Consider the following 22745-nt stretch of genomic DNA (forward strand, 5'->3'; position numbering starts at 1 on the left):
GGATTAAAGTGCGAACTCAATCCTGGTGGATTACCTTACTAAAGCTCTCATCCTTGAGTTTTTTATACCCATTTCTGAGAAACGAATCGCACCCCCGCTTTAAAAAGACGGGGATTCTTTAATCAATGAGCCAACTTGCCCATGCAGGATTACTCCAACAAGAGTAGAGGTCGATTCTCCGAAAGCGTTGCTCATGTCTAGCATGAACGTTCCGGTATGCCCTACCGTACCCAATCCGTAAAAGTTTTAAGGTAGACCGCTCCCGACACGAGGTAGACCGCTCCCGACACGAGGCAGACCGCTCCCGACACGAGGTAGACCGCTCCCGTCACGAGGTAGACCGCTCCCGTTTGTTGGGGAGTGCGTAGAGGCAAAGCGATTTGTTGGTAGATATCGCTGCATAGGCAAAACTCAACTTAAGCGATCAGCAAACGAGAGTGTCAAGTTAAGAATAATCGTAGAGTAGTGTATGCCATCCACACGAAAACTGCTGTATGAGTCGTCCCCGAATCATTCAACCTGGTCAAAGTTATACATTCAGCAAATATTTTGAACTTCCGTTTTCCCCAGAAGATATTCTTGCTGAACTTGGCTGTTCTTATAAACGCGAACGGTTGCAATTACCAAAAACAGAATTTCCTCCTGAGATAATTACAGAATTACACCGAGTGATTGAGCGAAACCTCCGACGTGTCAAGCTACTTAGTGAAGATGCACGCAAGCAAGCAATTATTGCACCGATATTACTAGAAGTTTGCGAAATTGCCCAAACGCAATTGAATATTGAGTATCCCATTAATGTAAGTGACCAACTAAAAGGCAGCTTAGATTACTACATTAATAAAGGTAAGGGATTGTTAGTAATTGAAGCTAAACAAGCAGATTTAAGTAGAGGATTTACACAATTAGCAGTTGAGTTGATTGCACTTGATCAATGGATAGATTCAGAATTGCAACTTCTTTATGGGTCTGTAACTACTGGTGAAGATTGGCGATTTGCAATATACAATCGTCAGCAAAAACAGATAACGGAAGACTTCAAATTATATCGGGTTCCTGAAGAATTAACTGAATTAACTCATATTTTAGTTGGCATATTGAGTAATTAGATTTCACATCTTGTATCTACAGCGTTTTTCAGGTAAATGAAGTACACAGGTAAGGGCACAGCACTGCTGTGCCCTTAAAATCAACGAAGAGGCTCTTGGATGGGGGCTATTATATCATGTCCGCTTGATTGATTACTTATTAAACCCAAAGAACCCCACCCCGCCAAAACTATGCTTTGTCTCCCCTCCCCGCCTGCGGGGAGGGGTTGGGGGTGGGGTACCAAAAATAGATGTTCTAGATTATGCTAAAGAATTTCTGGGACATACTTAACGAGGAAGAAATTTTTCATAAAGTATCTTACAAAGAACGCAGACATTGAAGAAAGGCGAGGCTTTCTGGGTGTTGCGATCGCATAAATTCATCTGTTGTCCCCAATACTACCAATTCTCCGCCACACATTAGACCAATTCTCGATGCCAAAATAAAGGCTTCTTGAATATCGTGGGTGACAAAAACAACTGTTTTGCCTAATTCTTGCTGCAAATGCCGAAACTCTTGTTGAAGTTCTAAGCGCGTAATCGGATCGAGTGCGCCAAAGGGTTCATCCATCAACAACACTGGCGGATCTGCTGCTAAAGCCCTGGCTACACCAACTCTTTGCCTTTGTCCTCCCGAAAGTTCATGCGGGTAACGTCCGGCAAATTGTGCTGGTTCTAAACCCACCAATTGCAACAATTCATAAACCCGCATTTTAATTTGTTTAGATTGCCAACCTTCCAAAGCCGGAACTAACCCTACATTGCGTTCCACAGTGAAATGGGGAAATAAACCAATTTCTTGAATTACGTAACCAATCTTTCGCCGCAGTTTAATTTCATCCCATTCAGTTGTCGGAATACCATCAAATAAAACTTCGCCTTGTGTAGGTGTAAATAAGCGATTAATTAACTTCATTGTTGTAGTTTTACCGCTACCACTGCGCCCAAGCAATACCAGTGCTTCTCCTTGGCGGATGGTGAAATTGAGATTTGACACCAATGGGCGATGATTGCGGCTAAAAGTGACATCGCGGAATTCGACGGCAGTTTGGTTATTTTGCGGCATAAGGAATTTGTTGAATATCAAAAAGATATTTGGATTCAGTTAAGGAATGTGAATTAAATAACGTCCAAATATGGTTTTTAACCTCACCCCGCTTTTGACATTCGTCAAAGTCTCCCCTCTTTTTACTAAGGATAGGGGTTGCGGGTGAGGTTTTGTATTTTATTAAATCCGCGTTCCTAAATGATTTAGGACTAGTGCCTGGAGTTTCTTTATTTATCAAAGGAGTTAAGGTTAGGAAGACTCGTATTTTTATCAGTTTTAATACCGCTATATTATAGCCATTTTCAATCCGGTGAGGTACAGGTATGCAAACAGACCTAACCCCCTAACCCCCTTCCCGAAGCGGGAAGGGGGAAAAATTCAAAGCCTCTCTCCTTTTAGGAGAGAGGAATGGAAGTGAGGTCAAAATTGTACCTCACGCTTGTCGAGAACCGCTATAAGATGGTGCGTTACAGCTTTAGCCGTAACGCACCATACTACTACTAAATCTAGTATTTCTCAGAAGTGCTTATTTTACAGCAGCAGGTATCTTTTGAGTTTTAGTAGTACCCGTTTTGCCATTCTCTGCATTAATTTCTGCTACTTGCAGATGAGCTTCCAAGAACCAGAGTCGTTTGTCAATAGTGCGGGAAATTTCGGTGTAAAGATCGGCGGTATCGAGGTCGTCTAATTTATCAGTTTTAGCGATCGCTTGCCGGAGATGTTTAGCATAAAGTGCAAAGCGATCTGCTAAGGCTGTCACATGGTCTTTACCATCCAAAATATCAAAGAGATATTCTGGCAAAATCGAATTACTAGCTGCGGCGCGGGCTGTTCCTAAAGCATATCCGCCTAAAGCTGTGACGCGTTCAGCAACTAGATCGATGTACTCTTCCAATTCACCAGCAAGTTCATCAAATAATTCGTGTAGCTGGTAGAAGTCAGTGCCTTTAACATTCCAGTGCGCTTGTTTTGTCTGGGTTTTCAGATCCAAAGTAGCTGCTAAGGTTTGGTTGAGAAGTACTACGATTTGCACTCGCGCTTCGGCGGGAATGTCAATGCGGGTCGGGTACAGACGTGATGAAATGGTGTTGTCGCTCATAGTTCTACGTTAATGCCTTTTACATCTAACTTTACAGATTTTAGTTGGGTGTGGGAAACTCTCTGACGATAGATTGAATTAACGGCTGAATGTGTTGCTTTTTATGACTATTGCGTTAACTACGATGGTTTTCTATGGTATTGAATGTACCACCGAAAAGGCGATCGCGAATTGCATCGCTTTGCAAAAAGTCATGGGGAAAACCTAATTCAATTTTACTCACTTCATTTAAACGTTGCAAATGTTCTGGCGAGAGGGTGACATCTAAAGAGGCTAAATTATCTTGAAATTGCGTTAATTTACGTGCCCCAATGATCGGAATAATCACGCTACTTTGAGCGCGTAACCAAGCTAATGCTACCTGTGAGGGTGTGTGTTCAATTTCTGCTGCAACTTGGCTAACAACTTGAGCGATCGCTAAACTCCGTTCTGAAATAGTTCCTAACGCTGCATTTGCTAATCGTCGCTGTTCGCTACTTTCTTCAGGAGGCTGATTATACTTACCTGTTAGCACACCACCACCCAAGGGCGACCACGGCGTTACTGCTAAATCAAAGGCTTTAGCCATCGGTAGCAAGTCTCGTTCTGGTGTTCGCTGAATTAAACTATACTCAATTTGCAGGGCGACAAACTGCGTCCATCCTTGGTATTGAGCGATGGTATTTGCTTGGGAAATGATCCAAGCAGGGGTATCTGAAATGCCGATGTAAAGTACTTTACCTTGACGGACGACATCATCAAGCGATCGCAAAACTTCCTGAATCGGCGTTGTGAAATCCCAAGCGTGCAACCAGAATAAATCAATATAATCGGTATTCAGCCGTTTCAGGCTACCTTCTAAAGACTGAATTAAATTCTTGCGATGGTTTCCACTGGCGTTAGGGTCGCCCTTTTTGTCCTTCATCTGCAAAGGAAAGGAATATTTTGTCGCAACTACAAAACGTTCCCGTTGTTTAGCGATCAACTCACCCACAATTTTTTCACTGCTACCATCGGTATAACCGTTGGCGGTGTCAATGAAATTACCGCCTGCTTCTACATAGCTATCAAAGATTTTACGACTTTCGTCAACAGATGCACCCCAACCCCAATCTTCACCAAAGGTCATGGTTCCCAAGCAGAGTTCAGAGACTCTTAACCCGCTTTTTCCCAAGAGTTTGTATTTCATGAATATTTTCTCATTAACGAAAAAACTAAGCAAATACCATCCAAAAGGCATGATAACTGGAAACCGGGGGCAATGTTTGAGGACAAGCCCTTATTAGTATTGTTGTGCTATGGTATTGTCGTGCTATCTAAAAGGATGTTGGACTCTAGGAATTTCAAACCCACTTTCATGGGTATTGTTTGTATAGCCACGAATTCTATGAGACTGTTGGCTAATTGATAAGGGGTCTAACCCATCAGCCCCAATCCGTCCTAATTTTTTTAATTTCAGTGCGTTGAAACGCACTTTAGCTATTAGCCCGCAATTTATTCCAGCACGGGAAAGCAACGTCAAATCGAGGTTTTAGGGGTGGGGGGTTTAACAAGAGAGTGAATTGAGTAACAGTCTCATTCTATTCGCCCAATACTATTAAATGACCCTTTTAAGCCCCTTTTAAGCCCCTTGTTAAAGGTAGGCAAACTTCCGCCGTATCGTACTAGTTTATCTATGAGTTAACTTTCTTGACATTCTCTTTTGCCAAAAAATAATTCCTGGCTAAAAATCTTGGTGCAACCATACCCGAAATTTTTGATTGCGATCGCTATTTTCCAGTCTAGTATTTGAAAATTTCCCCTCACGGACAACTATCTAAAGAGTGAGAGTTTTTCCTCGAAATCCAGCCATTAGTTAGTTGTATAATTTTTATCAAAGAGGCATAATATACATAATTACCAAGAGATATTTTCTTTCTTAAATTTTGCTAAATATTATGATACATTTAGCTTGACGACATTAACCTTGCTCGGCAATTATAAAGAGACGGCTATTAAAAGCCGATCATTCTACTGCTTGACTGCGATTTTATCAGTTATAAAATTGCCTACTTGCACTAATATATCTTTATTGTTGCAACATAGCAGATTACCACAGTATCCCTGCTTATCCTTATTTAGTTTAGTGTCATCTGTGGTTCTTTAAAAATCAAATAGGAATTCTAGACTATGTGTGGTGAAAATTTGGATAAATGTTATGAGATGTTAGCGCAGCTACTCATAATGTCCAACATTTGACTTTTCCAGAGTTAACGGTTGTATTTGTGGTTTTCATATCGAGGCAAACAAAACAATTATCTCGATATTTGTATTCACTTAACCTTGCATCCAGTATTTTGCAATAGTCAATCTAAGAATTTGAAAAGAGGAGATTTCCATGTCTAGTTTCTTTCGTTGGTCATCAGCAAGGGTTACTTTAGTAGTTCTGGGAATGACAGCTGCGACAATAACTCCCATCTTAATTTCTACCCCAGCTTCATCTCAAAGTACTGTTCCATCTACGACACCATCGCCTAGTACTGTTCCATCTGCGACACCATCGCCGACTTCAACAGTTAACTTGTCTGATGTTTCCTCAGATTATTGGGCGCGTCCCTTCATTCAAGCCCTAGCTGACAATAACGTGATTGCTGGCTTTCCTGATGGCACCTTTAGACCGAATCAAGCTGTGACTCGTGCTGAATTTGCTGCCCTAATTCAAAAAGCTTTCGGCAACCAAAACCGAGTTCGGCAATTAACCGCAGGTGGATTTAGTGATGTTCCTGCTGGCTATTGGGCGGCTTCTGCAATTCAAAGCGCCTACGAAACTGGGTTTTTGGCGGGCTATCCTGGGAACGTATTTTTGCCAAATCAACAAATACCCAGAGTACAGGGGATCGTTTCTTTAGCAAATGGTTTGGGTTTGACTAGTAGCACTACTGGAGCAAGTAGTGACCTCAGCACCTACTACAATGACGCCTCAAGTATCCCGAACTACGCTGTTAGTAGTGTGACAGCAGCAACACAATCTAATATTGTTGTTAATTATCCAGATATAAAACAACTCAATCCGCAACAGCCCCTGACTCGTGCTGAAGCGGCGGCACTTTTATATCAAGCTTTGGCTAAACAGGGACGGCTGCAACCGATTGCTAGCAATCTCCCAGCTACTCAGTATATTGTCGGTGGAACTCAAACCGGTAGCGATATTGTTTCTCTTGCTGCATCCAGTCGTTCTCTGACAACTCTGACTTCTTTATTAAAAACAGCTGGTTTAGCAGATATTCTTCAACAGCCAGGCCCTTATACAGTTTTCGCTCCCACCGATGAAGCATTTGCTGCTTTGCCTGCTGCTACCCTACAGCAGTTACAGCAACCAGAAAACAGAGAAGCATTGATTAAGATTTTGAGATATCATGTGGTTCCGGGTGCAGTAACTTCTAGTCAACTAACGAATGGGGAACTGAAAACCTACGAAGATAAACCTGTAAATATTCAAATCGATCGCGCTAACAATCAAGTCGAGGTGAATAATGCCAGAGTTATCCAGGGGGACATCAAAGCTAGCAATGGTATTATCCATGCAATTAACCAAGTCTTGATCCCGCCTGATATTAACATCAGTAAGTTAAATCAGCCACCAACAGCAACCACGCCTAGTGTTGAGCCAGGTAGAGCTACTCGTGGTGGCAGAAGCTACATCGGGGTTGGTGGTAACATTGGTTTGAACGGCAACGATGGAGCTCTGAGCGATGGTAACTTTACAGTAATCAGCAAATTTGGTCTGACAAACTTTATATCAGTGCGACCATCGGTGATCTTTGGGGACAATACAGAGTTTCTGGTTCCCTTGACTTTGGATTTTTCGCCCCATACAGCAGGTTCGGTGGGTGAAAGAACCTTTACTATATCTCCTTACATAGGTGCTGGTGTAGCCATTGAAGCTAATAACAATACTGATATTGGATTACTGCTAACTGGTGGTGTAGATGTTCCTCTTGGTTCTAAACTTACGCTAACAGGTGGTGTAAATGCTGCTTTTCTGGATGATACTGATGTAGGACTACAATTAGGAGTTGGCTATAACTTCTAAGCATTACTTGAAACCCTTGTGGAGACGTTACATTTAACGTCTCTACATTCATTTTTATTATCAATGAAGGCAGAAAGGCAGAAGGCAGTATTCCTCCTGCCTCCTGCCTTCTTCAAATTTAAGGTCGCTTGATTGCTAAAGTAAGTCCATCGGCGATGGGGACAAGGGAAAGGCTAACTCGTTCGTCATGATGTAACTTTTGGTTGAGCGCCCGGATTGCTTGGGTGCTTTCATCTTGATTTTGCTCCTCAGCAACTTGTCCTGACCATAAAACATTATCAATAGCAATTAATCCACCTGGACGCAGCAATTGCAGCGATCGCTCATAATATCCATCATAATTTTCTTTATCAGCATCAATAAAGGCAAAATCAAATGTCTCGGCTTGGCCAGTTGCCAACAGCTGATCTAAAGTTTTCAAAGCTGGTGCTAATCGTAGATCGATTTTATCAGCAACCCCCGCTTCTTGCCAATATCGGCGAGCGATCGCAGTAAATTCTTCACTCACATCAGCAGCGATAATTTTCCCATCAGCAGGTAGTGCCAAAGCTACAGAAAGTGAGCTATAACCCGTAAACACTCCAACTTCCAGGGTTTTCTTGGCTCCAATGAGCTCTACTAGTAGTCTCATAAACTGCCCTTGTTCTGGTGAAATCTGCATTCCACTTCGGGGATGGCTGGCGGTTTCTTGGCGCAACTTCAAAAGAATCTCCGGTTCCCGCAGCGAAACCGATAAAAGGTAATTATAAAGTTGGTTATCAAGACCTATAGACTGTTTTGGCATGGTAGATGAGAAAATTAAAATAATCTACAATTATACTATCGCCTAAAAGTGGTTTATCAAAGGTAAGTATAATTCAATTAAGTTCTTTCTTCCTCGTTCATAGCAACGGCGAATAGTATCTTCTGAGATTTTGTGACCGCCACTTTCTACACGTCTGCGTACCCGTGCGATGGCTAATTCGGGACTTTGTAAGCAATTAAGAAATTTAAAAACCTGCCAAAATGGCAACCAGATTCTGATTAACCAAGTTAAATTGTAAAAGATAAACGACTTCAAGGGTTTTGTTATCAGGGACTACCAAGTAAGTAAATTCCTTTTGTAAAACACTATTTACTAAGTGATTTACAAAAATCAAAAACTATCTCTATCAATTATTTGCAGAGTATTTTTATCAGCAGATAAATATCAATAATTAGGTTTGGCATTTGCTGCAACAGGAATATTAAATGCTTACGGGCGTTGTTGTCGAAGTACGGATTAGCCCCCAAATAACGCGCAACGTCTGTATACATTCCTGTTCACTTCAGTGGCAAATAGCAGAGTGGGAGTTTGAAAGCTGACTGATATGCTTCCTCCCACTCTCTTTTTATTTAAGTAAGTCGGCGAGAAAAATTCAATGTATATGAAGAAATATATTTTTGTTGTAGGGGAGCCACTGCGTTCATTGGTGTCAACTTAAGCTAGAAATAGCTTAACTGTTAGCTTCGTCACCCGCCTTGAACTAAAGTTCTCTGGCTTTTAGCTAAAGTCTACTGAAGTAGACTAAAGATTTTTGCGGATATTTAGTAATCTTTAGATTACTTTTGCTATTAGCAAGGAACTTCAGTTCTTTGCGGGACATAGCTTTTACGTTAAGTTGACACGTATGCACTGCCTTGCGCGGGTTTCTGGCGTTGTAGCAAGTGGCGTTGTGTTACGCCGTAGGCTAACGCACCTTGAATCGTTGATGGTGCGGCGCTTGGCGACAACGCACCCTACATTTAAATTTCTTAACATAGCTTGAAATATTAGCGCCGACTTACTTATAAGTCAGTTTCCCGTAAAAACTCAAGAATCGCTGCATTCAATTTCTCAAAAGCACCAGTTGAGGCATCATGATAGCAGTTAGACAAAATTTGTAATTTAGAATTGGGGATATGCTGATGCAATTTTTCACCATGAATAACAGGAAACCAACTATCTTGATCACCCCATAAAACTAGTGTAGGACACTTAATCGCACTCAGATTATTTTGAATTTTGGTGAGCATATTTGGCTTATTTGTTTGCCAACTCTCAATTTCTCGCGCTGCTATTTGTAACTCTTCGGCGACTTTCGCAACTGTACCAGGCAATTCAATAAACGGGTAAGTTATCCAATAGACATCTTCCTGTGTCAAAATTGACGGATCAAATAATACCCCACGTCTTTCTATTGCCATAATTTCTCTAAATAGAGGTGCAAACAAATATGCCAGACGTAAGGAATCAATTGTTTGCATTATTTCCAGGGGCGTTTGGGCAAGTAACCACATAGCCCAATGAGGTAGATTTTCGGTAAAAACTGGTACGTTTACTACTACAAGCCGTCCGATTAATTGCGGATTTTCTTGAGCAAGGGCAAGGGCAACTAATCCCCCCAGAGATTCAGCCACAATCACTGCGGGTTGATCACATAATGCCTGAATAATTCTTTGAAACTCAATAACTTGATGACCATTGTCTTCTCTACGAGACAATGGTTTTTCGGAAAAACCAAAACCTTTGGCATCAAAACAAATTACCCGATAATATTTAGATAATGGTTCGATGCTGTGCCGCCAATTATAGCTCCAACTACCCATGCCATGTAATAAAATTAGCGGTTTACCTCTACCTTTTTCGCCATAAGCAATTTGTACAGGATACCCTTTAGCATCAGTAATAATTAGACTTTGCCGCCCTTGAGGAAAAGTAGCTTGCCACCAATCTTTCATTCAATTATCAATTAATAATTTAACCGCCAGTTAAGGCGTTCCACAGTATTCTAATCAGTATGACGGGTAATGCTACTAAAACAATGGAGATTAGCAACAATCCAGTCAAAACGGCAAAGATAAACCACCTGTCTGCACTCCTTTGCTGGCTGGGAAACTTTAAGTACTCTTCTAATAACTTGATATTATAACTGTTAGCTGTCCAGGCAAAATCAAACAAGTCTCCTAAAATTGGGACAGCGCCTACCAAGCCATCAATGATCACATTCAAAACCATTTTGCCTAAAGTGGCTCTAGATACACCCAGTCGCGCGGCTTCTAGGATGATGTAGCTAGAAAACATGACTCCCAAAAAATCACCACCAATAGGTATCAGTCCTAAAATTGGATCTAGACCAAAACCAATTTTCGTACCAGGAATGGTAATAACATTATCCAGCAGCCGACTTAACTGACGCAGGCGCTTCAAGGTGGGTGCTTTGGCATCAGGTTCAATCATCGAAGACCGAAGAGGAGAATCAGGCATAAAGGCGATCGCTTATTTGTATTGAATCGTTAGACATTCTACTCCCCTACTGAGATTTGTTAAAAGTTTTCTCAGGGATTTACTAATTAATATTTTTCGTTAGATTCTGACTGTGCTTTTGGGCGCATATCTTCGCCCACAATCACATTCAACTGATCACCGATTAACAAAACAGCAGCGCTCATCGACAGCCAGAGCATTAAAACTATCACAGCCCCTACAGCACCATAGACTTTATTATAGTTGCCAAAATTCGCTACATAAAGCCGAAATAGGGCAGACAATATTGCCCAGAAAACAGCTGCTAAAATTGCTCCAGGCATCATTGGCGTGCCTGAGTTCCACTGGCTTGGGCCATAGCGATAGACAAAGCCAAAGGCGACAGCAACAATAGTTAAAGCTAAAGGCCAGCGTAACAACTGCCAAAGATGCACCAAGAAGATCAAAGAACCATTTTCGCGCACTACCATTCCCAACAGCCAGTCGCTGGTAAACACTAAAAAAGAAGCGAACACTAAAAGCAACATAGTACCGACTGTTAATCCCAGAGAGACGAGCTTGGCTTTCCAAAAGGGGCGCATCTTTTCTGGGGGAATTTTATGGATTTGGTCAAGGGCTGTCATCGCGGTATTCACCGCCCCAGAAGCAGCCCAAATTGCTAATATAAAGCTCAGAGAAAACAAACCACTGTTTTTGGAGTTGGTAATTTCTGTAGTGGCAAAATCACGAATCAGATCCAGGGCTTGTTCAGGTAGAACTTGACTTAGTTGAACCGCCAGTTTATTAAAGGTGGCTTGCAAAGATTCTGCTAATAAGCCAATGGCTGTGATGAAAGCAAGAATTGCTGGAAACAGCGATAGCATGGCATTGAAGGCGATTTCTGAGGCAAGTCCCAAAAGTCGTCTTTCGATTGTCCTGGTAAAAGTTTTTTTGAGGGTACGCCAATTGAGGTGGCGAAAAAAGCGCAAAAAACGAGGCTTTGGCATGATTAAGATAATGGAGAGTGGGGAGTGGGGGAAGAGTTTCTGACTAATGACCAATGACTAATGACTAATGACTAATAACTAATGACTAATAACTATTTATTTATGAATCAAGATTTAACACAACAGTGGTTGGCAGAAATCCAGGTACTCAAAGAGCAGATGGCGGGACTTCAACACGATCGCGATGCTGCTTGGGAAAGTGCCCAAAAATGGCGTCAGCTTTACAACACAGAAGCAGAACAACGCCGCACAGATGTGCAACTGTCCCAACAGGCGATCGCATCCCTGAAGGCAGACCTGCATAAACTCCAGGGTCTTGAAATTGAGACACTGGCTGCTGAGACACCAGTCACAGCAATCCAACCAGAAATAGAACAACTAAAATCTGTGGAGGACTTGCAAGCTAAACTGATCGCCGTAATCAAAGAACGCGATCGCCTTTTGCAAGCTTTGAAAACTGAGCAGGATAACCACGCCGAAACCCGCAATAGTCTAACTACTGCCTTGGGTGATGCTATTGATAGCTTGACACATGAACGAGCCGGACGAGAAAAAGAGGAAAAGGGACAGGGAGCAGGGAGCAGGGAGCAGGGAGCAGGGGGCAGGGAGCGGGGAGCAGGGGGATTAGAAATTATAAATTAGCGTTTTATGAGCCAAGGAGATGGATTGTTGATTATAGTTACTAGAATGTCTAAAACTCGGTTGTAAACTCCATAAAGTTCTCTGCCTGTATCAACGTCTAAATAACCACATTTCACAGCCAATTTAAGCCAAGTCTGAGTTTCTGCTGCTTCAGCTTCTGAATCATTCAATTTTGCAATAAAAGCGGCTTCATAACGACGCTTTCTCCATGCTTCTGCAAGATTTGCACAAACAGAGCGTGATGATCTACGAATTTGGTCAGTCAACGAATATCTTTCCTCTATAGGAAACTTCTTAGATAATTCAAAAATTTTCATGGCTACATCAAATGCCATTTTATATATTTCCAAGTCTTCATGACTTTTAATTGGTTCTTTTTCCATTCCCCTGCTCCCTGCCCCCTGCCCCCTGCCTCTTCCCGCCACTAACCTTGTCTGAGATGAGTGCCAGATGCCATTAATCTCTCTATCGACTTGCTATCTAGGGGTTTGCAGAAAAAATATCCCTGTGCGTACTTGCATTTCATGGCTCTAAGTTGTGCTAGCTGTTCCACCGTTTCTATGCCCTCCGCTATTACATCTTTATTTAGACTTTGGGCTAGGGTGATGATTGCCTGAATAATCTCTAGATTTTCTCCATTAGTATCAATCTTGGCAATAAAAGAACGATCAATCTTCAAGGCAGTACTTGAAAAACGTTGCAGGTAACTCAAGGATGAATAGCCAGTGCCAAAATCATCTAAGTGTAATTCAATATTCATCTCTTGCAGTTGCAAAAGTATAAAAGGTAATGATTGAATATTTTCCATAAGTACGCTTTCGGTAATCTCCAATTTTAAATTGCTGCCTTCCAGTCCAGTCTCTTGGATAATTTGCTTAATTTGTTTAATCAGCCCAGATTGTGAAAACTGTTTAGTTGAAATATTTACACTGATTCTCAAGGGTGGGTCAGCAGGAAATTGTATTTGCCAAGCGTGCATCTGACGACAAGCCTCGCCCAGTACCCAATAACCAATCGGGATAATCAGCCCAGTTTCTTCTGCCAGTGGAATAAAGTTGTCTGGAAAAACTAATCCGTGTTCTGGGTGCTGCCAACGAACCAGAGCCTCGAAGCCAATAATCTTGTAAGTTTCTAACAAAACAATTGGCTGGTAGTGAATCAGAAACTCCCGGCGTTCAACTGCCCGTCGTAGAGCCATCTCTAACTCTAATAGTTTCGTTACTTGGCTGTACATGGTTGAGTCAAATATCTGATGGCGTGCCTTACCCAATGCCTTAGCGTGATACATTGCAATGTCAGCATCGCGCAGAAGTTCCTCCGGTAGGTTGTAACTAGGATTGCTCAGGGCGATGCCAATGCTGACGGTGGTAAATACCTCATTGCCGCTGAGTTTGAACGCAGATGTCAGAGCTTGGTGTATCCGCTCCACTACCGTTATTACGTCATCAATGTTGCTGAGATTATCAAGCAAAATTGTAAACTCATCTCCCCCTAGACGGGCAACTGTGTCTCCAGCACGCAGGCAATTTTCCAATATGCGAGCAAGCGCAGTTAGTAGTTGATCACCAATCATATGACCGAGACTATCGTTGACTACTTTGAAGCGATCTAGGTCTAGAAAGAGAACAGCGAATATATAGTCCACGCGTCGTTTTGCCGACATTAGCGCACGTTCTACCCGTTCCATGAATAAGGCGCGGTTTGGCAGACCGGTTAGTACATCGTGAAAGGCATCATGAATTAATTGCGCCTCGGCAACTTTTAGAGCAGTAATGTTGTGAGCGATACTCATAACAAAATATACTGAACCATCGCTAGCCAATTCTGGCACAAGACGGGTATGGTAATGTTCTGTTTCCAAAGCGATCGCTAAACTGCATTCAAACTCAGTTTCTTGCTTAGTTTGGAAAACTTGCTGGAGCTTATGATCGTATATCCCGCAAAATTCTGACGGCAGATCTAACTCTGCGTTTGTTTTACCAATAAATGTTTCGGGTGATATTCCTGTAACCTTTTTAATAGCTGGATTAACGTAAACGTAGCGCAATTGAGTGTTAAATCTGGAAATAATATCAGGTGCATATTCAACTAGTGCTTTGAATTCTTGCTGGTGACGCGCTAGTTTCTCCAATACCTGCTTACGCTCGGTTATATCCTGAAATACCAAAACTGCACCTGTGATCTTACCATCGTCTTCTTTAATCGGTGCAATACTATCATTAATTAGTATTTCTGTACCGTTTCTAGCAATAAGCATCGTCTGTTGTGGTAAATGGACAGTAACGCCAGACTCAAGGACTTGTCTTATAGGACTTTCAATTTTTGTCCGAGTCTTTTCATCAGCAATATTGAATACTTCTGTTACTTTTTTACCAAAGGCATCTGCATATTTCCAACCCGTCATTATCTCCGCAACCGGATTTATAAAAGTCACCGCTCCGAATGCGTCGCTAGTAATCACCCCATCTCCAATACTTTTAAGTATAGTATTCAGCCATTGCTCATTCTGTTTTAATTTAGTTTGAATTCGATGTTTGGATATGCTAATTTCAATATTAAACTTTAATTCTTTTTCTTTAAAAGGTTTGATAATGTAGCCAAATGGATCTGTTACTTTTGCTCGTTCTAATGTTCTTTCATCTGCATCAACAGTGAGATAAATTACTGGAATATTAAACTTATTATGAATTATCTGGGCGGATTCCACACCGTCCATCTTTCCCTTTAGGATAATATCCATTAAAACTAAATCTAGAGAATCATCTGCTGCTTTTTCAATTGCTTCTTCTCCAGTATCGACAATACCCAAAACAGTGTATCCAGATTTTTCTAGCCGCTTTTGTATATCCATTCCCACGATGAATTCATCTTCAACAATTAATATATTTATCTTGCTCATGATTTTGGTTGATTTATGAAATTATAAATTTTTAGTCGAAAATATAATTTTAAACGCTACTCCGTTATTACTGCTAAAATGGATATTCCCTTTTAGCTGATTTGTGAGACCCTTTACCAATTGCAGACCTAATGATTGTGTAGTTTGAAAGTCAAAATCTTTGGCAAAACCAATGCCATTATCACTGATAGTAAGTGTAAAAACATTTGCTTCTATGGAGCAAAAATCAATAGAAATTTCTCCTGATTCTCTTTGGTGAAAGGCATGTTTTAGAGAATTTGAAATAAGTTCATTGATAATCAAACCACAAGGAATAGCTGTATCACTGACTAATAAAACATCCTCAACGTTGATTTTCAAGGTAATAGCACTGGAATTAAGGTTGTATAAATACAACAAATTAGTTACTACGTCTTGGATATATTCAGCAAAATTAATCCTTGTCAGGTCTTTAGATTGATATAGTTTGTCGTGGATTAGAGCCATTGATTGAATCCGCATCTGGCTATCTTTTAATACCTCAATGGCTTGATTGTCCTTGAGATACTCTACTTCCAGGTTGAGCAGACTAGAAATAATCTGCAAATTATTTTTTAGCCGATGATGAACTTCTTTTAATAGTATTTCTTTTTCTTGAAGCAATGCTTTAATCTGCTGCTCTGATTGTTTATGCGCTAAACCGACGATAACAGAAGCTATAATTCTGCCGAAAATAGTCAGCAAACTTGTTTGATGATCGTTGGTATTCGCCTCTATTAACAGATTTTCAAACAACTCATTCTCTTCGTTCTCCGTAGCTGTAGTGAACATTCGGATATCTTCCATTATCTCTTGACCCTGAACTATTTTAATTATATATACTATTTTGCGTTAACTAACGTCTCGTAGAGAAGGAAAAGGATAACTACCAGCCCCAGTCGGAGCGGCTATATCTTCGTTCCGGCAAATAGCATCCATGAAAAAACTGGCTTGGTGAATAATAAGTATAAAAATGATTTTATTTGATGTCAAAATCCATGTAGAGACACAATATATCGCGTCTCTACATCTGGATTCATACTTTAAATCAGCAATGCCAATGGTTTTTATAGTACTACTCTTCATAGTCTTGGGAACTGATACCAATTTTCTCAACTTCGAGAGCAAATTAGCTCTAAAAGGATGTTTTAAAAGAGTATTTTGCCCTCGTGGTGAGTACAGGGAAGTATCTCAGTACATGGCTGAAAGCCTATTTTGTCGTTGCAGTTGACCTAAGTCAGAACGGCAAAGTTGTACCTTCCGGGGCGGGGGCGTTTAAAACAACCTTTAGTAAAGGATATCTATATTAATTAATTATTGGCAGCGTATATTTTCTGAGTCATGAGAAGGTAAATAAGAAATCTTGGGAAATTATTCAGTATATTTACGCAGTTATATTGCATATATTTTCCCTTGCATAAGTTATGTTAATGTGGTATGAAATGTCAACTCATGCAACTAACTCAAGGCAAAGTAAAGTATCCATGCTCAGACGCTTAATTGTGATTGTTACTGCCGCTATACTCTTTAGCAACTCCTTGACGCTGGCAGAGAGTAAAAAGCCCAAACCACCGGATGAATTTCCTCCTAGTCCCCTAGAAATTACCACACCCGATCCACTGCTACCACATTTGCCCAAGGATAAACAGCCGTTAACTCTCGAAGAACGGCAAAAATTAGAACCAGCCCTGGATGCCTTAAACCAAGAAGCAGCAGCGAAACTGCAAGCAGGGGATCAGGTGGCGGCGTTTGAAATTTTGAACCGGGAACTGCGCTTGCGACGCTTTTTAGGTTCATTAGCAGAGGTGCAAGCATTATCACGAGTCGCTGCCATCGCTTGGAATCAAAACGACAGCCCAGAGGTACAATATATTACGCAGCGATTGCAAGCAATTCAAAAGCAGGCACAATCTCAGAAAACAACTGCCCAAATTGATCTAGAATTGTGGCGATCGCTAGGACAAGCTTACCAAAATGTGCGATCGGTTAAACTAGCTGTGGAAGCTTACGACCAAGTTTTGCTAGTGGTGCGACAGCAAAAAAATTCAACAGCCCTAGTAGAAATCCTCAAGACAATTGGGGAACTAGATTTGAGTTGGTTTGATTATCGCAAAGCCGCCCCAATCTATGAGGAATTATTGGGTTTAGCGACTTCCCAAGGCGAACGTGTAAACGAGGTAACATATCTGCAACGACTAGCTTATATTTACGAGCAGACAAACCAACCGCAGCAGTCATTGAATGTACTTAATAAACTAGCAGAAATTTACGTCAATGAAAATAATCTAACTGAAATACCAGAATTAAAGCTAGCGATCGCTTCAAATTATGAATCTCTAGCAAAAAAAGATCCTAACTTACTGCTAGAAGCTTTTAAAAATTATCAAGAAGCTTATACCACTGCTTGGCAATTAAAAGAATATGTTCGTGCTAGTGATGCTTTGCAGAAGTTAATTGCGCTGTACCGTTCTCAAGGACAAACAGACGAGGCTTTGCAGGCTAGCCAAATTCTTGTGCAAATACAGGCGCAAGCCGCCAACTTTTACGGGATGATGCAAGCTTATGACCAAATTGGGCAATTGTATTTAGAACGCAAAGAGTTTCCTCAAGCACTAACAGCTTTTCAAAAAGGCTTAGAATTAGCACAACAACTCAAACATGAGGAAGCATACTTTACTGGGCAAATTGAAAAAGTCTCGAAAGCAAATTTGTAGTTAATATTAACAGTGACCCATCCCTTACATATCTTCGTCAGCAGAATGGTAAGCACTTTAGTCCTTATTTTCTAAGCACTAAAGTCCTAACTACAAACCACTAGCTTGACAAAGTACTATCGTTGGGGAGTAAAATTGCATTCCTCTCTCCTTTTAGGCTACGGTGTACACACAAGCCGAAAAATCCTCTATCCACATTTTTGTCAGAGTGAAACTATCACGCAGACAGGCAATCCCGCCTAGAACTAAAGTTCAGAGCTGATAGCGAAAGTCCACTCAAGTGGGCTTCAGCTATGAGACTCGGAATTCATTCCGAGGTGGGATAGAAACGCAGCGCGAGATTTATTTGTTAATAATAAAGATATGGCTGCGGCAAGACTTGTGTGTACACGGTAGCCTAAAAGGAGAGAGGAATGGAAGTGAGGTCATAGTGTAAAATACAAATATAATTTTGGTTGTCCTTATGACTTCCCTATCGACATTAACTTTACCTGACCATACACAGTTACCAGACTCAGATGGTACATTTGTGAAAAATCTTCAGGAGCATCCACAAAGTATCTTAATTACAGATTCAATTAAACCAGTTCTAGAACAACGCCATCCTGACGGTCAATATTGTATTGGACAAGATTCTGGTATTTACTGGCGATTGACAGCTCCTCCTGAAAAAGGTGCTGAAGCACCCGATTGGTTTTATATACCGAATGTACCACCTACTCTGAATGGTAAAATGCGGCGTTCTTATGTGCTATGGAAGGAGTATGTCGCGCCCTTGATTGTGATTGAATTTGTCTCTGGAAATGGTTCAGAAGAACGAGATCAAACGCCGCCATCTCAAGGTGAAGGTGGGAATGTTGGTAAATTTTGGGTTTATGAGCAGGCGATTCGAGTCCCTTATTATGGGATTTATGAAGTGGCAAAAGCGCAGGTTGAGGTGTATCATCTAATTGATAATAGTTATCAACTGATGAAACCCAGTGAACGGGGACATTACCCAATTGCTCCTTTAGGAGTAGAGTTGGGAATTTGGCAGGGATTTTATCAGAATGCAGAGTTACCTTGGTTACGCTGGTGGGATGCACAAGGAAATTTACTGCTAACTGGTGAAGAACGGGCGGAAGTTGAGCGAGAAAAGCGCGAGAGAATTGTAGAGAAATTGCGATCGCTCTCTGTTGAACAACTGAATGCTTTAGGAATTGACCCCGAAATGTTAGATTAGGATAATAATAATACATCTTCATATATAGCTGCGATCGCACAACGAAAATCAACGCTAGCTAAATGCACTTCTTGATCTTTTTCATAAGCATAAAGTACCCACTGTCCTTGTTCATTGCGGCGGAAGCATTCTACACTCATTTGGTCTGGTGAAATTAGCACATATTCTTGTAGTGATTCTAAGTGTCGGTAACTAGCAAATTTCTTCCCTCTGTCATAGCCCTCAGTTGACTCAGAAAGCACTTCGATAATTAAGGAGGGATAAGATTTAAAATATTCAGATTCTCTATCTCGTGTATCGCAAGTTACCATAACATCAGGATAAAAATAGCGATTTATGACATCAATTTGTGCTTTCATGTCTAACATATAAACACGGCAACCACTACCCCGGAGATGGTTTCGCAGCAGCATAGATACATTCATGCTAACTGTGACATGAGCATCACTTGCCCCTGCCATTGCATAGACTTGCCCATCAATATACTCGTGTTTGATTTCACTAAATTTCTCGCCTTCTAAATATTCTTCTGGGGAGATATAGTACTCACTTTGACTAATGACCATTTTAGTACCTTAGTAGTTTTATCAAACATTTTAACCCATAGAACAAATTTAATGAGCGACAGCGCCAGCAGTTGGTTTAACCTTTTTTAAGAATAAAATTGCAATCCCACTGAGTAACAATGCAATGCCAATAAAGTAGAAACAATCGTTAAAAGCCATTACAAACGCTTCCCGGCGGACAATGTTAGATATAGATGCGATCGCTTGATTTTGTGCTGTACTCAAATCTGATCCATGACTGATAAAATACTGTGTCATTTGGTCAATTCGCTGCTGAGTTTCTGAGTTATATAAAGATACTCCATCACCCAATATATTCGAGTGAAATTGCTCTCTGTTACTTAATAAAGTTGCTAACGATGCAATTCCTAGAGAACCGCCCAGATTCCGCATCATATTAAATAAACCACTTGCTGAACCTGCTTCTTGCTGACTCAATCCAGCAGTGGCGATAGAACTAAGCGGCACCATAATTAAAGGTTGTCCCATTGCACGCACAAATTGCGACCAACGTAACTGATCTAATCCAGTTTCATTAGTCATTCCAGAGTTCATAAATGCACTGATGGAAAACAAAGTCACACCCACAGCCACCATTAACCGCACATCAATACGTTGCATCAATTTGGGTATGAGCGGAATAATAAACAGTTGCGGAATACCAGCCCAAATTAATACTTCACCAATTTGCAACGCATTGTATTGTTGAATTTGGGCAAGATACAGAGGTAAAATATAAATTGAACCATACAATCCTATTCCCAGCGATACATTGACAATACTCGCTAAACCAAAGTTCCGTCGAAACACAAGCCGTAAATTAATAAATGGTTGTTTACGAGTTAATTCAATATAGAAAAATATCGCTAAAAAAATTGCCGCAACCACACTTAAGCGCACAATCAACGCTGAACCAAACCAATCTTTGCGACTACCTTCTTCTAAAACAACTTGTAGGGAACCTAACCCAATAGCCATTGCAATAATTCCCCACCAGTCACCTTGTTTCAGTAAATTAATTTGGGGTCGTTCTTGCTTAATTCCGTACCAAACGCCAGCTAGCATTAATGCCCCTGGAATTATATTTATATAAAAGTTGTATTCCCAACCAAAATTTTCTGTTAACCAACCTCCCAATGTCGGCCCAATTGAGGGTGCAAAAACTGCACTAAACCCAAATGCAGCCAGCCCAATTGATTGCTTAGATTGAGGTAAAGTCGTTAATACAACTGTCATAGCGGTGGGAATTAATACTCCTCCACTAAAACCTTGTAAGACCCGAAAGAAAATCATCGAAGTGAGATCCCACGACCAACCACAGCATATAGAAAAGAAAATAAATAATGCAGTATTGACTAACAGATAACGTCGCAGAGAAAACACCCGTGATAGCCATCCTGTTAGAGGAATTACCACAATTTCTGCTACGAGATACGCCGTAGAAATCCAAGAACCTTCTTCTAGAGTTGCTCCTAAACTTGCTTGAATATCTTGCAGCGAAGCATTAGTTATTTGAATATCTAATACTGCCATAAATGCACCTAGCATACTGGCTAATACGCCAATCCAAATTTTTAGCGATACACGTTCTGGTGGTGCTTGCTGACGAATTAGACCTATATTAGCCATAGTGTTTTTCCTGTTTCAAAATTAAGTAGCAAAAAATTATTATTAAATCTTCTCTTTCTCTCTGCACGACGAAATTAAAATATGAATACTATAGAAAAGCTCATTATAGAGGTTTTCGCTTGGGTGCAGTACAGCTTTGAATCTTACTCCCCAACGCTAGTAGGGAAGGGGTTGGGGGTTAGGTCTGTATTGGACTCAACTGCAAACTTCATTAACATAAATCTAAATATAATTGCGGTTATCTATCTCAAACTTCCTGAGTCGTGATAATCCCCTTTTGCTCATAGATTGGACGCATTATTAGCCTTAAAGCAGGCAACTGTCTGCTAAAAATAATCGACCCGATAATACAAGCTATCCCATCAATCATTAAAGTGTTAGAAGCACCAATATAATTTGCTAATAAACCTCCTAATAAATTTCCCACGGGAATCATCCCCAAAAATGACATTGTGTATAAGCTCATCAATCGGCCACGTTTGTCGTCCTCAACAATTGTTTGTAAAAATGTGTTGCTAGCAGCAATCTGAAGAATTGTTCCCAAACCAACAAATAACATTGTAAAGAAAGAAAGTGGTAAAAATCGAGAAAAAGAAAAGCCAATTAAGCCAATTCCTAAAATTGCCGGGGCTAAGGCAATTAATTTCCCAATTCTTAAGATTGTTTGGCGCGTCGCTAGATAAATACCACCAGTTAAGGCTCCAACTCCAGATGCTGCCATCAAAAACCCCAAAGTTTCCGCACCACCTTTGAGAACTTGTTCTGCCATCACTGGTATAAGAATAGTGTTTTGCAGTCCCATAAGGCTGACTAAAGCTGATAGCAATAAGATGGATCGAATCGGTGGAAAGCTAAAGGCATATACAAATCCCTCTTTGACTTTTTGCAAGGGATTACCATCATTTACAAAATTTTTCCAAGGTTTAACTTGCATCGCCAATAAAGCGGCGATTACAGCAATGTAGCTTAAACCATCAAATAAAAAACAATAGCCAGTTCCAACGCGAGCAATTAATAAACCGCCGATCGCAGGGCCAATTAATCGCGCACCATTGATCATCGTGGAGTTAATAGCGATCGCATTGGCTAAATCTTCTCTGTGTTCAACCAATTCTGGCACAAATGCTTGGCGGGCTGGCGCATCTAAGGCGTTAATGAATCCTTGAAACAAACTCAAGGCGATGATGTGCCATACCTGAATCACACCAGTTAGCGCCAGCACTGCTAATGTTAACGATTGAATCATCGCCAAGACTTGCGTACCAATTAAGGTACGATAGCGAGAAAAGCGATCTACAAATACTCCGCCAAAGGGGGCTAAAAAAAAGCTAGGAATTTGACTCGAAAATCCCACAAATCCTAGCATTAATGGGGACTTTGTTAAGTCATAAACTAACCAAATCGTAGCCAGTTGCGTCATCCACGTCCCAATTAGGGAAATACCTTGTCCGGCAAAAAATAAACGGTAGTTTTTTGACCTGAATGCAGGTAGTAGCGGTTTTTTCATCTAAGGCTTGC

18 protein-coding genes are annotated in these 22745 nt (G+C 40.9%); 5 read left to right on the forward strand and 13 right to left on the reverse strand.

Annotated features, from left to right (window positions below; translation table 11 throughout):
* Positions 1–494 precede the first annotated feature (494 nt).
* Entirely contained in the window at positions 495–1109 is a 615-nt protein-coding gene (locus V7K36_RS13285) for a hypothetical protein (protein ID WP_335116361.1), read from the forward strand.
* A 298-nt stretch (positions 1110–1407) separates the two neighbouring features.
* Here V7K36_RS13285 and V7K36_RS13290 read toward each other — a convergent pair whose 3' ends face one another.
* The 3 genes from V7K36_RS13290 to V7K36_RS13300 all read right to left on the reverse strand — a co-directional run bounded on the left by V7K36_RS13290 (position 1408) and on the right by V7K36_RS13300 (position 4403).
* A complete protein-coding gene (locus tag V7K36_RS13290; protein WP_335116363.1) occupies positions 1408–2154 on the reverse strand; it encodes an ATP-binding cassette domain-containing protein in 747 nt (248 codons plus the stop codon).
* 508 nt (positions 2155–2662) lie between these two features.
* Positions 2663–3235, reverse strand: coding sequence for a DNA starvation/stationary phase protection protein Dps (dps, locus tag V7K36_RS13295; RefSeq protein ID WP_335116365.1), 573 nt, complete (start codon positions 3233–3235; stop codon positions 2663–2665).
* Positions 3236–3350: 115 nt separating this feature from the next.
* A complete protein-coding gene (locus tag V7K36_RS13300; RefSeq protein ID WP_335116367.1) occupies positions 3351–4403 on the reverse strand; it encodes an aldo/keto reductase in 1053 nt (350 codons plus the stop codon).
* A gap of 1188 nt (positions 4404–5591) precedes the next feature.
* Here V7K36_RS13300 and V7K36_RS13305 point away from each other — a divergent pair.
* The gene (locus V7K36_RS13305) at positions 5592–7286 is read left to right on the forward strand and encodes a fasciclin domain-containing protein (protein WP_335116369.1); all 1695 of its coding nucleotides are present in this window, start codon (positions 5592–5594) and stop codon (positions 7284–7286) included.
* Between the two features lie 118 nt (positions 7287–7404).
* On the opposite strand, the gene V7K36_RS13310 is transcribed toward V7K36_RS13305, so the two are convergent.
* The 4 genes from V7K36_RS13310 to V7K36_RS13325 all read right to left on the reverse strand — a co-directional run bounded on the left by V7K36_RS13310 (position 7405) and on the right by V7K36_RS13325 (position 11537).
* Positions 7405–8070: a class I SAM-dependent methyltransferase gene (locus V7K36_RS13310; protein ID WP_335116371.1), complete on the reverse strand. Its 666-nt coding sequence runs from the start codon at positions 8068–8070 to the stop codon at positions 7405–7407.
* Positions 8071–9092: 1022 nt separating this feature from the next.
* A complete protein-coding gene (locus V7K36_RS13315; RefSeq protein WP_335116373.1) occupies positions 9093–10025 on the reverse strand; it encodes an alpha/beta fold hydrolase in 933 nt (310 codons plus the stop codon).
* A 19-nt stretch (positions 10026–10044) separates the two neighbouring features.
* Positions 10045–10551 (reverse strand): DUF4112 domain-containing protein, encoded by a 507-nt coding sequence (locus tag V7K36_RS13320; RefSeq protein ID WP_335116375.1) that lies wholly within the window; start codon positions 10549–10551, stop codon positions 10045–10047.
* 86 nt (positions 10552–10637) lie between these two features.
* Positions 10638–11537 (reverse strand): YihY/virulence factor BrkB family protein, encoded by a 900-nt coding sequence (locus V7K36_RS13325; protein WP_335116377.1) that lies wholly within the window; start codon positions 11535–11537, stop codon positions 10638–10640.
* A gap of 102 nt (positions 11538–11639) precedes the next feature.
* Here V7K36_RS13325 and V7K36_RS13330 point away from each other — a divergent pair, with 102 nt between their 5' ends.
* Positions 11640–12179: a hypothetical protein gene (locus V7K36_RS13330; RefSeq protein ID WP_442948461.1), complete on the forward strand. Its 540-nt coding sequence runs from the start codon at positions 11640–11642 to the stop codon at positions 12177–12179.
* Here the strand turns inward: V7K36_RS13330 and V7K36_RS13335 are convergent.
* From V7K36_RS13335 to V7K36_RS13345, 3 genes are read right to left on the reverse strand one after another with little or no spacing between them, the layout of a single operon-like run.
* Positions 12176–12562, reverse strand: a complete 387-nt coding sequence (locus V7K36_RS13335; RefSeq protein ID WP_335116379.1) for a four helix bundle protein — start codon at positions 12560–12562, stop codon at positions 12176–12178. The two genes, V7K36_RS13330 and V7K36_RS13335, sit on opposite strands and share 4 nt — an antisense overlap.
* Before the next feature lie 41 nt (positions 12563–12603).
* A complete protein-coding gene (locus tag V7K36_RS13340; RefSeq protein ID WP_335116381.1) occupies positions 12604–15078 on the reverse strand; it encodes an EAL domain-containing protein in 2475 nt (824 codons plus the stop codon).
* A gap of 21 nt (positions 15079–15099) precedes the next feature.
* Positions 15100–15903: a sensor histidine kinase gene (locus V7K36_RS13345; protein ID WP_335116383.1), complete on the reverse strand. Its 804-nt coding sequence runs from the start codon at positions 15901–15903 to the stop codon at positions 15100–15102.
* Positions 15904–16580: 677 nt separating this feature from the next.
* On the opposite strand from V7K36_RS13345, the gene V7K36_RS13350 reads away from it, so the two are divergent.
* Together V7K36_RS13350 and V7K36_RS13355 are read left to right on the forward strand one after the other, a co-directional pair.
* Positions 16581–17810 (forward strand): tetratricopeptide repeat protein, encoded by a 1230-nt coding sequence (locus V7K36_RS13350; protein WP_335116385.1) that lies wholly within the window; start codon positions 16581–16583, stop codon positions 17808–17810.
* A 463-nt stretch (positions 17811–18273) separates the two neighbouring features.
* The gene (locus V7K36_RS13355) at positions 18274–19032 is read left to right on the forward strand and encodes a Uma2 family endonuclease (RefSeq protein ID WP_335116387.1); all 759 of its coding nucleotides are present in this window, start codon (positions 18274–18276) and stop codon (positions 19030–19032) included.
* On the opposite strand, the gene V7K36_RS13360 is transcribed toward V7K36_RS13355, so the two are convergent.
* The 3 genes from V7K36_RS13360 to V7K36_RS13370 all read right to left on the reverse strand — a co-directional run bounded on the left by V7K36_RS13360 (position 19029) and on the right by V7K36_RS13370 (position 22734).
* The gene (locus V7K36_RS13360; RefSeq protein ID WP_335116389.1) at positions 19029–19598 is read right to left on the reverse strand and encodes a Uma2 family endonuclease; all 570 of its coding nucleotides are present in this window, start codon (positions 19596–19598) and stop codon (positions 19029–19031) included. The genes V7K36_RS13355 and V7K36_RS13360 overlap by 4 nt on opposite strands.
* A 48-nt stretch (positions 19599–19646) precedes the next feature.
* Positions 19647–21227, reverse strand: coding sequence for a DHA2 family efflux MFS transporter permease subunit (locus tag V7K36_RS13365; RefSeq protein WP_335116391.1), 1581 nt, complete (start codon positions 21225–21227; stop codon positions 19647–19649).
* Between the two features lie 247 nt (positions 21228–21474).
* The gene (locus tag V7K36_RS13370) at positions 21475–22734 is read right to left on the reverse strand and encodes an MFS transporter (protein WP_335116393.1); all 1260 of its coding nucleotides are present in this window, start codon (positions 22732–22734) and stop codon (positions 21475–21477) included.
* Positions 22735–22745: the final 11 nt, after the last annotated feature.

Origin of the sequence: Nostoc sp., from assembly GCF_036919555.1 — a bacterium.
GTDB lineage: Bacteria > Cyanobacteriota > Cyanobacteriia > Cyanobacteriales > Nostocaceae > Nostoc.

Excerpts from the sequence above, each read along its gene's own strand:
- V7K36_RS13325 (WP_335116377.1), bottom strand. The coding sequence starts at position 11,537 with ATGCCAAAGCCTCGTTTTTTGCGCTTTTTTCGCCACCTCAATTGGCGT.
- V7K36_RS13365 (WP_335116391.1), bottom strand. The coding sequence starts at position 21,227 with ATGGCTAATATAGGTCTAATTCGTCAGCAAGCACCACCAGAACGTGTA.
- V7K36_RS13345 (WP_335116383.1), bottom strand. The coding sequence starts at position 15,903 with ATGGAAGATATCCGAATGTTCACTACAGCTACGGAGAACGAAGAGAAT.
- V7K36_RS13305 (WP_335116369.1), top strand. The coding sequence starts at position 5,592 with ATGTCTAGTTTCTTTCGTTGGTCATCAGCAAGGGTTACTTTAGTAGTT.
- dps (WP_335116365.1), bottom strand. The coding sequence starts at position 3,235 with ATGAGCGACAACACCATTTCATCACGTCTGTACCCGACCCGCATTGAC.
- V7K36_RS13285 (WP_335116361.1), top strand. The coding sequence starts at position 495 with ATGAGTCGTCCCCGAATCATTCAACCTGGTCAAAGTTATACATTCAGC.
- V7K36_RS13330 (WP_442948461.1), top strand. The coding sequence starts at position 11,640 with ATGAATCAAGATTTAACACAACAGTGGTTGGCAGAAATCCAGGTACTC.
- V7K36_RS13350 (WP_335116385.1), top strand. The coding sequence starts at position 16,581 with ATGCTCAGACGCTTAATTGTGATTGTTACTGCCGCTATACTCTTTAGC.
- V7K36_RS13310 (WP_335116371.1), bottom strand. The coding sequence starts at position 8,070 with ATGCCAAAACAGTCTATAGGTCTTGATAACCAACTTTATAATTACCTT.
- V7K36_RS13370 (WP_335116393.1), bottom strand. The coding sequence starts at position 22,734 with ATGAAAAAACCGCTACTACCTGCATTCAGGTCAAAAAACTACCGTTTA.
- V7K36_RS13315 (WP_335116373.1), bottom strand. The coding sequence starts at position 10,025 with ATGAAAGATTGGTGGCAAGCTACTTTTCCTCAAGGGCGGCAAAGTCTA.
- V7K36_RS13360 (WP_335116389.1), bottom strand. The coding sequence starts at position 19,598 with ATGGTCATTAGTCAAAGTGAGTACTATATCTCCCCAGAAGAATATTTA.
- V7K36_RS13300 (WP_335116367.1), bottom strand. The coding sequence starts at position 4,403 with ATGAAATACAAACTCTTGGGAAAAAGCGGGTTAAGAGTCTCTGAACTC.
- V7K36_RS13355 (WP_335116387.1), top strand. The coding sequence starts at position 18,274 with ATGACTTCCCTATCGACATTAACTTTACCTGACCATACACAGTTACCA.
- V7K36_RS13340 (WP_335116381.1), bottom strand. The coding sequence starts at position 15,078 with ATGAGCAAGATAAATATATTAATTGTTGAAGATGAATTCATCGTGGGA.
- V7K36_RS13320 (WP_335116375.1), bottom strand. The coding sequence starts at position 10,551 with ATGCCTGATTCTCCTCTTCGGTCTTCGATGATTGAACCTGATGCCAAA.
- V7K36_RS13335 (WP_335116379.1), bottom strand. The coding sequence starts at position 12,562 with ATGGAAAAAGAACCAATTAAAAGTCATGAAGACTTGGAAATATATAAA.
- V7K36_RS13290 (WP_335116363.1), bottom strand. The coding sequence starts at position 2,154 with ATGCCGCAAAATAACCAAACTGCCGTCGAATTCCGCGATGTCACTTTT.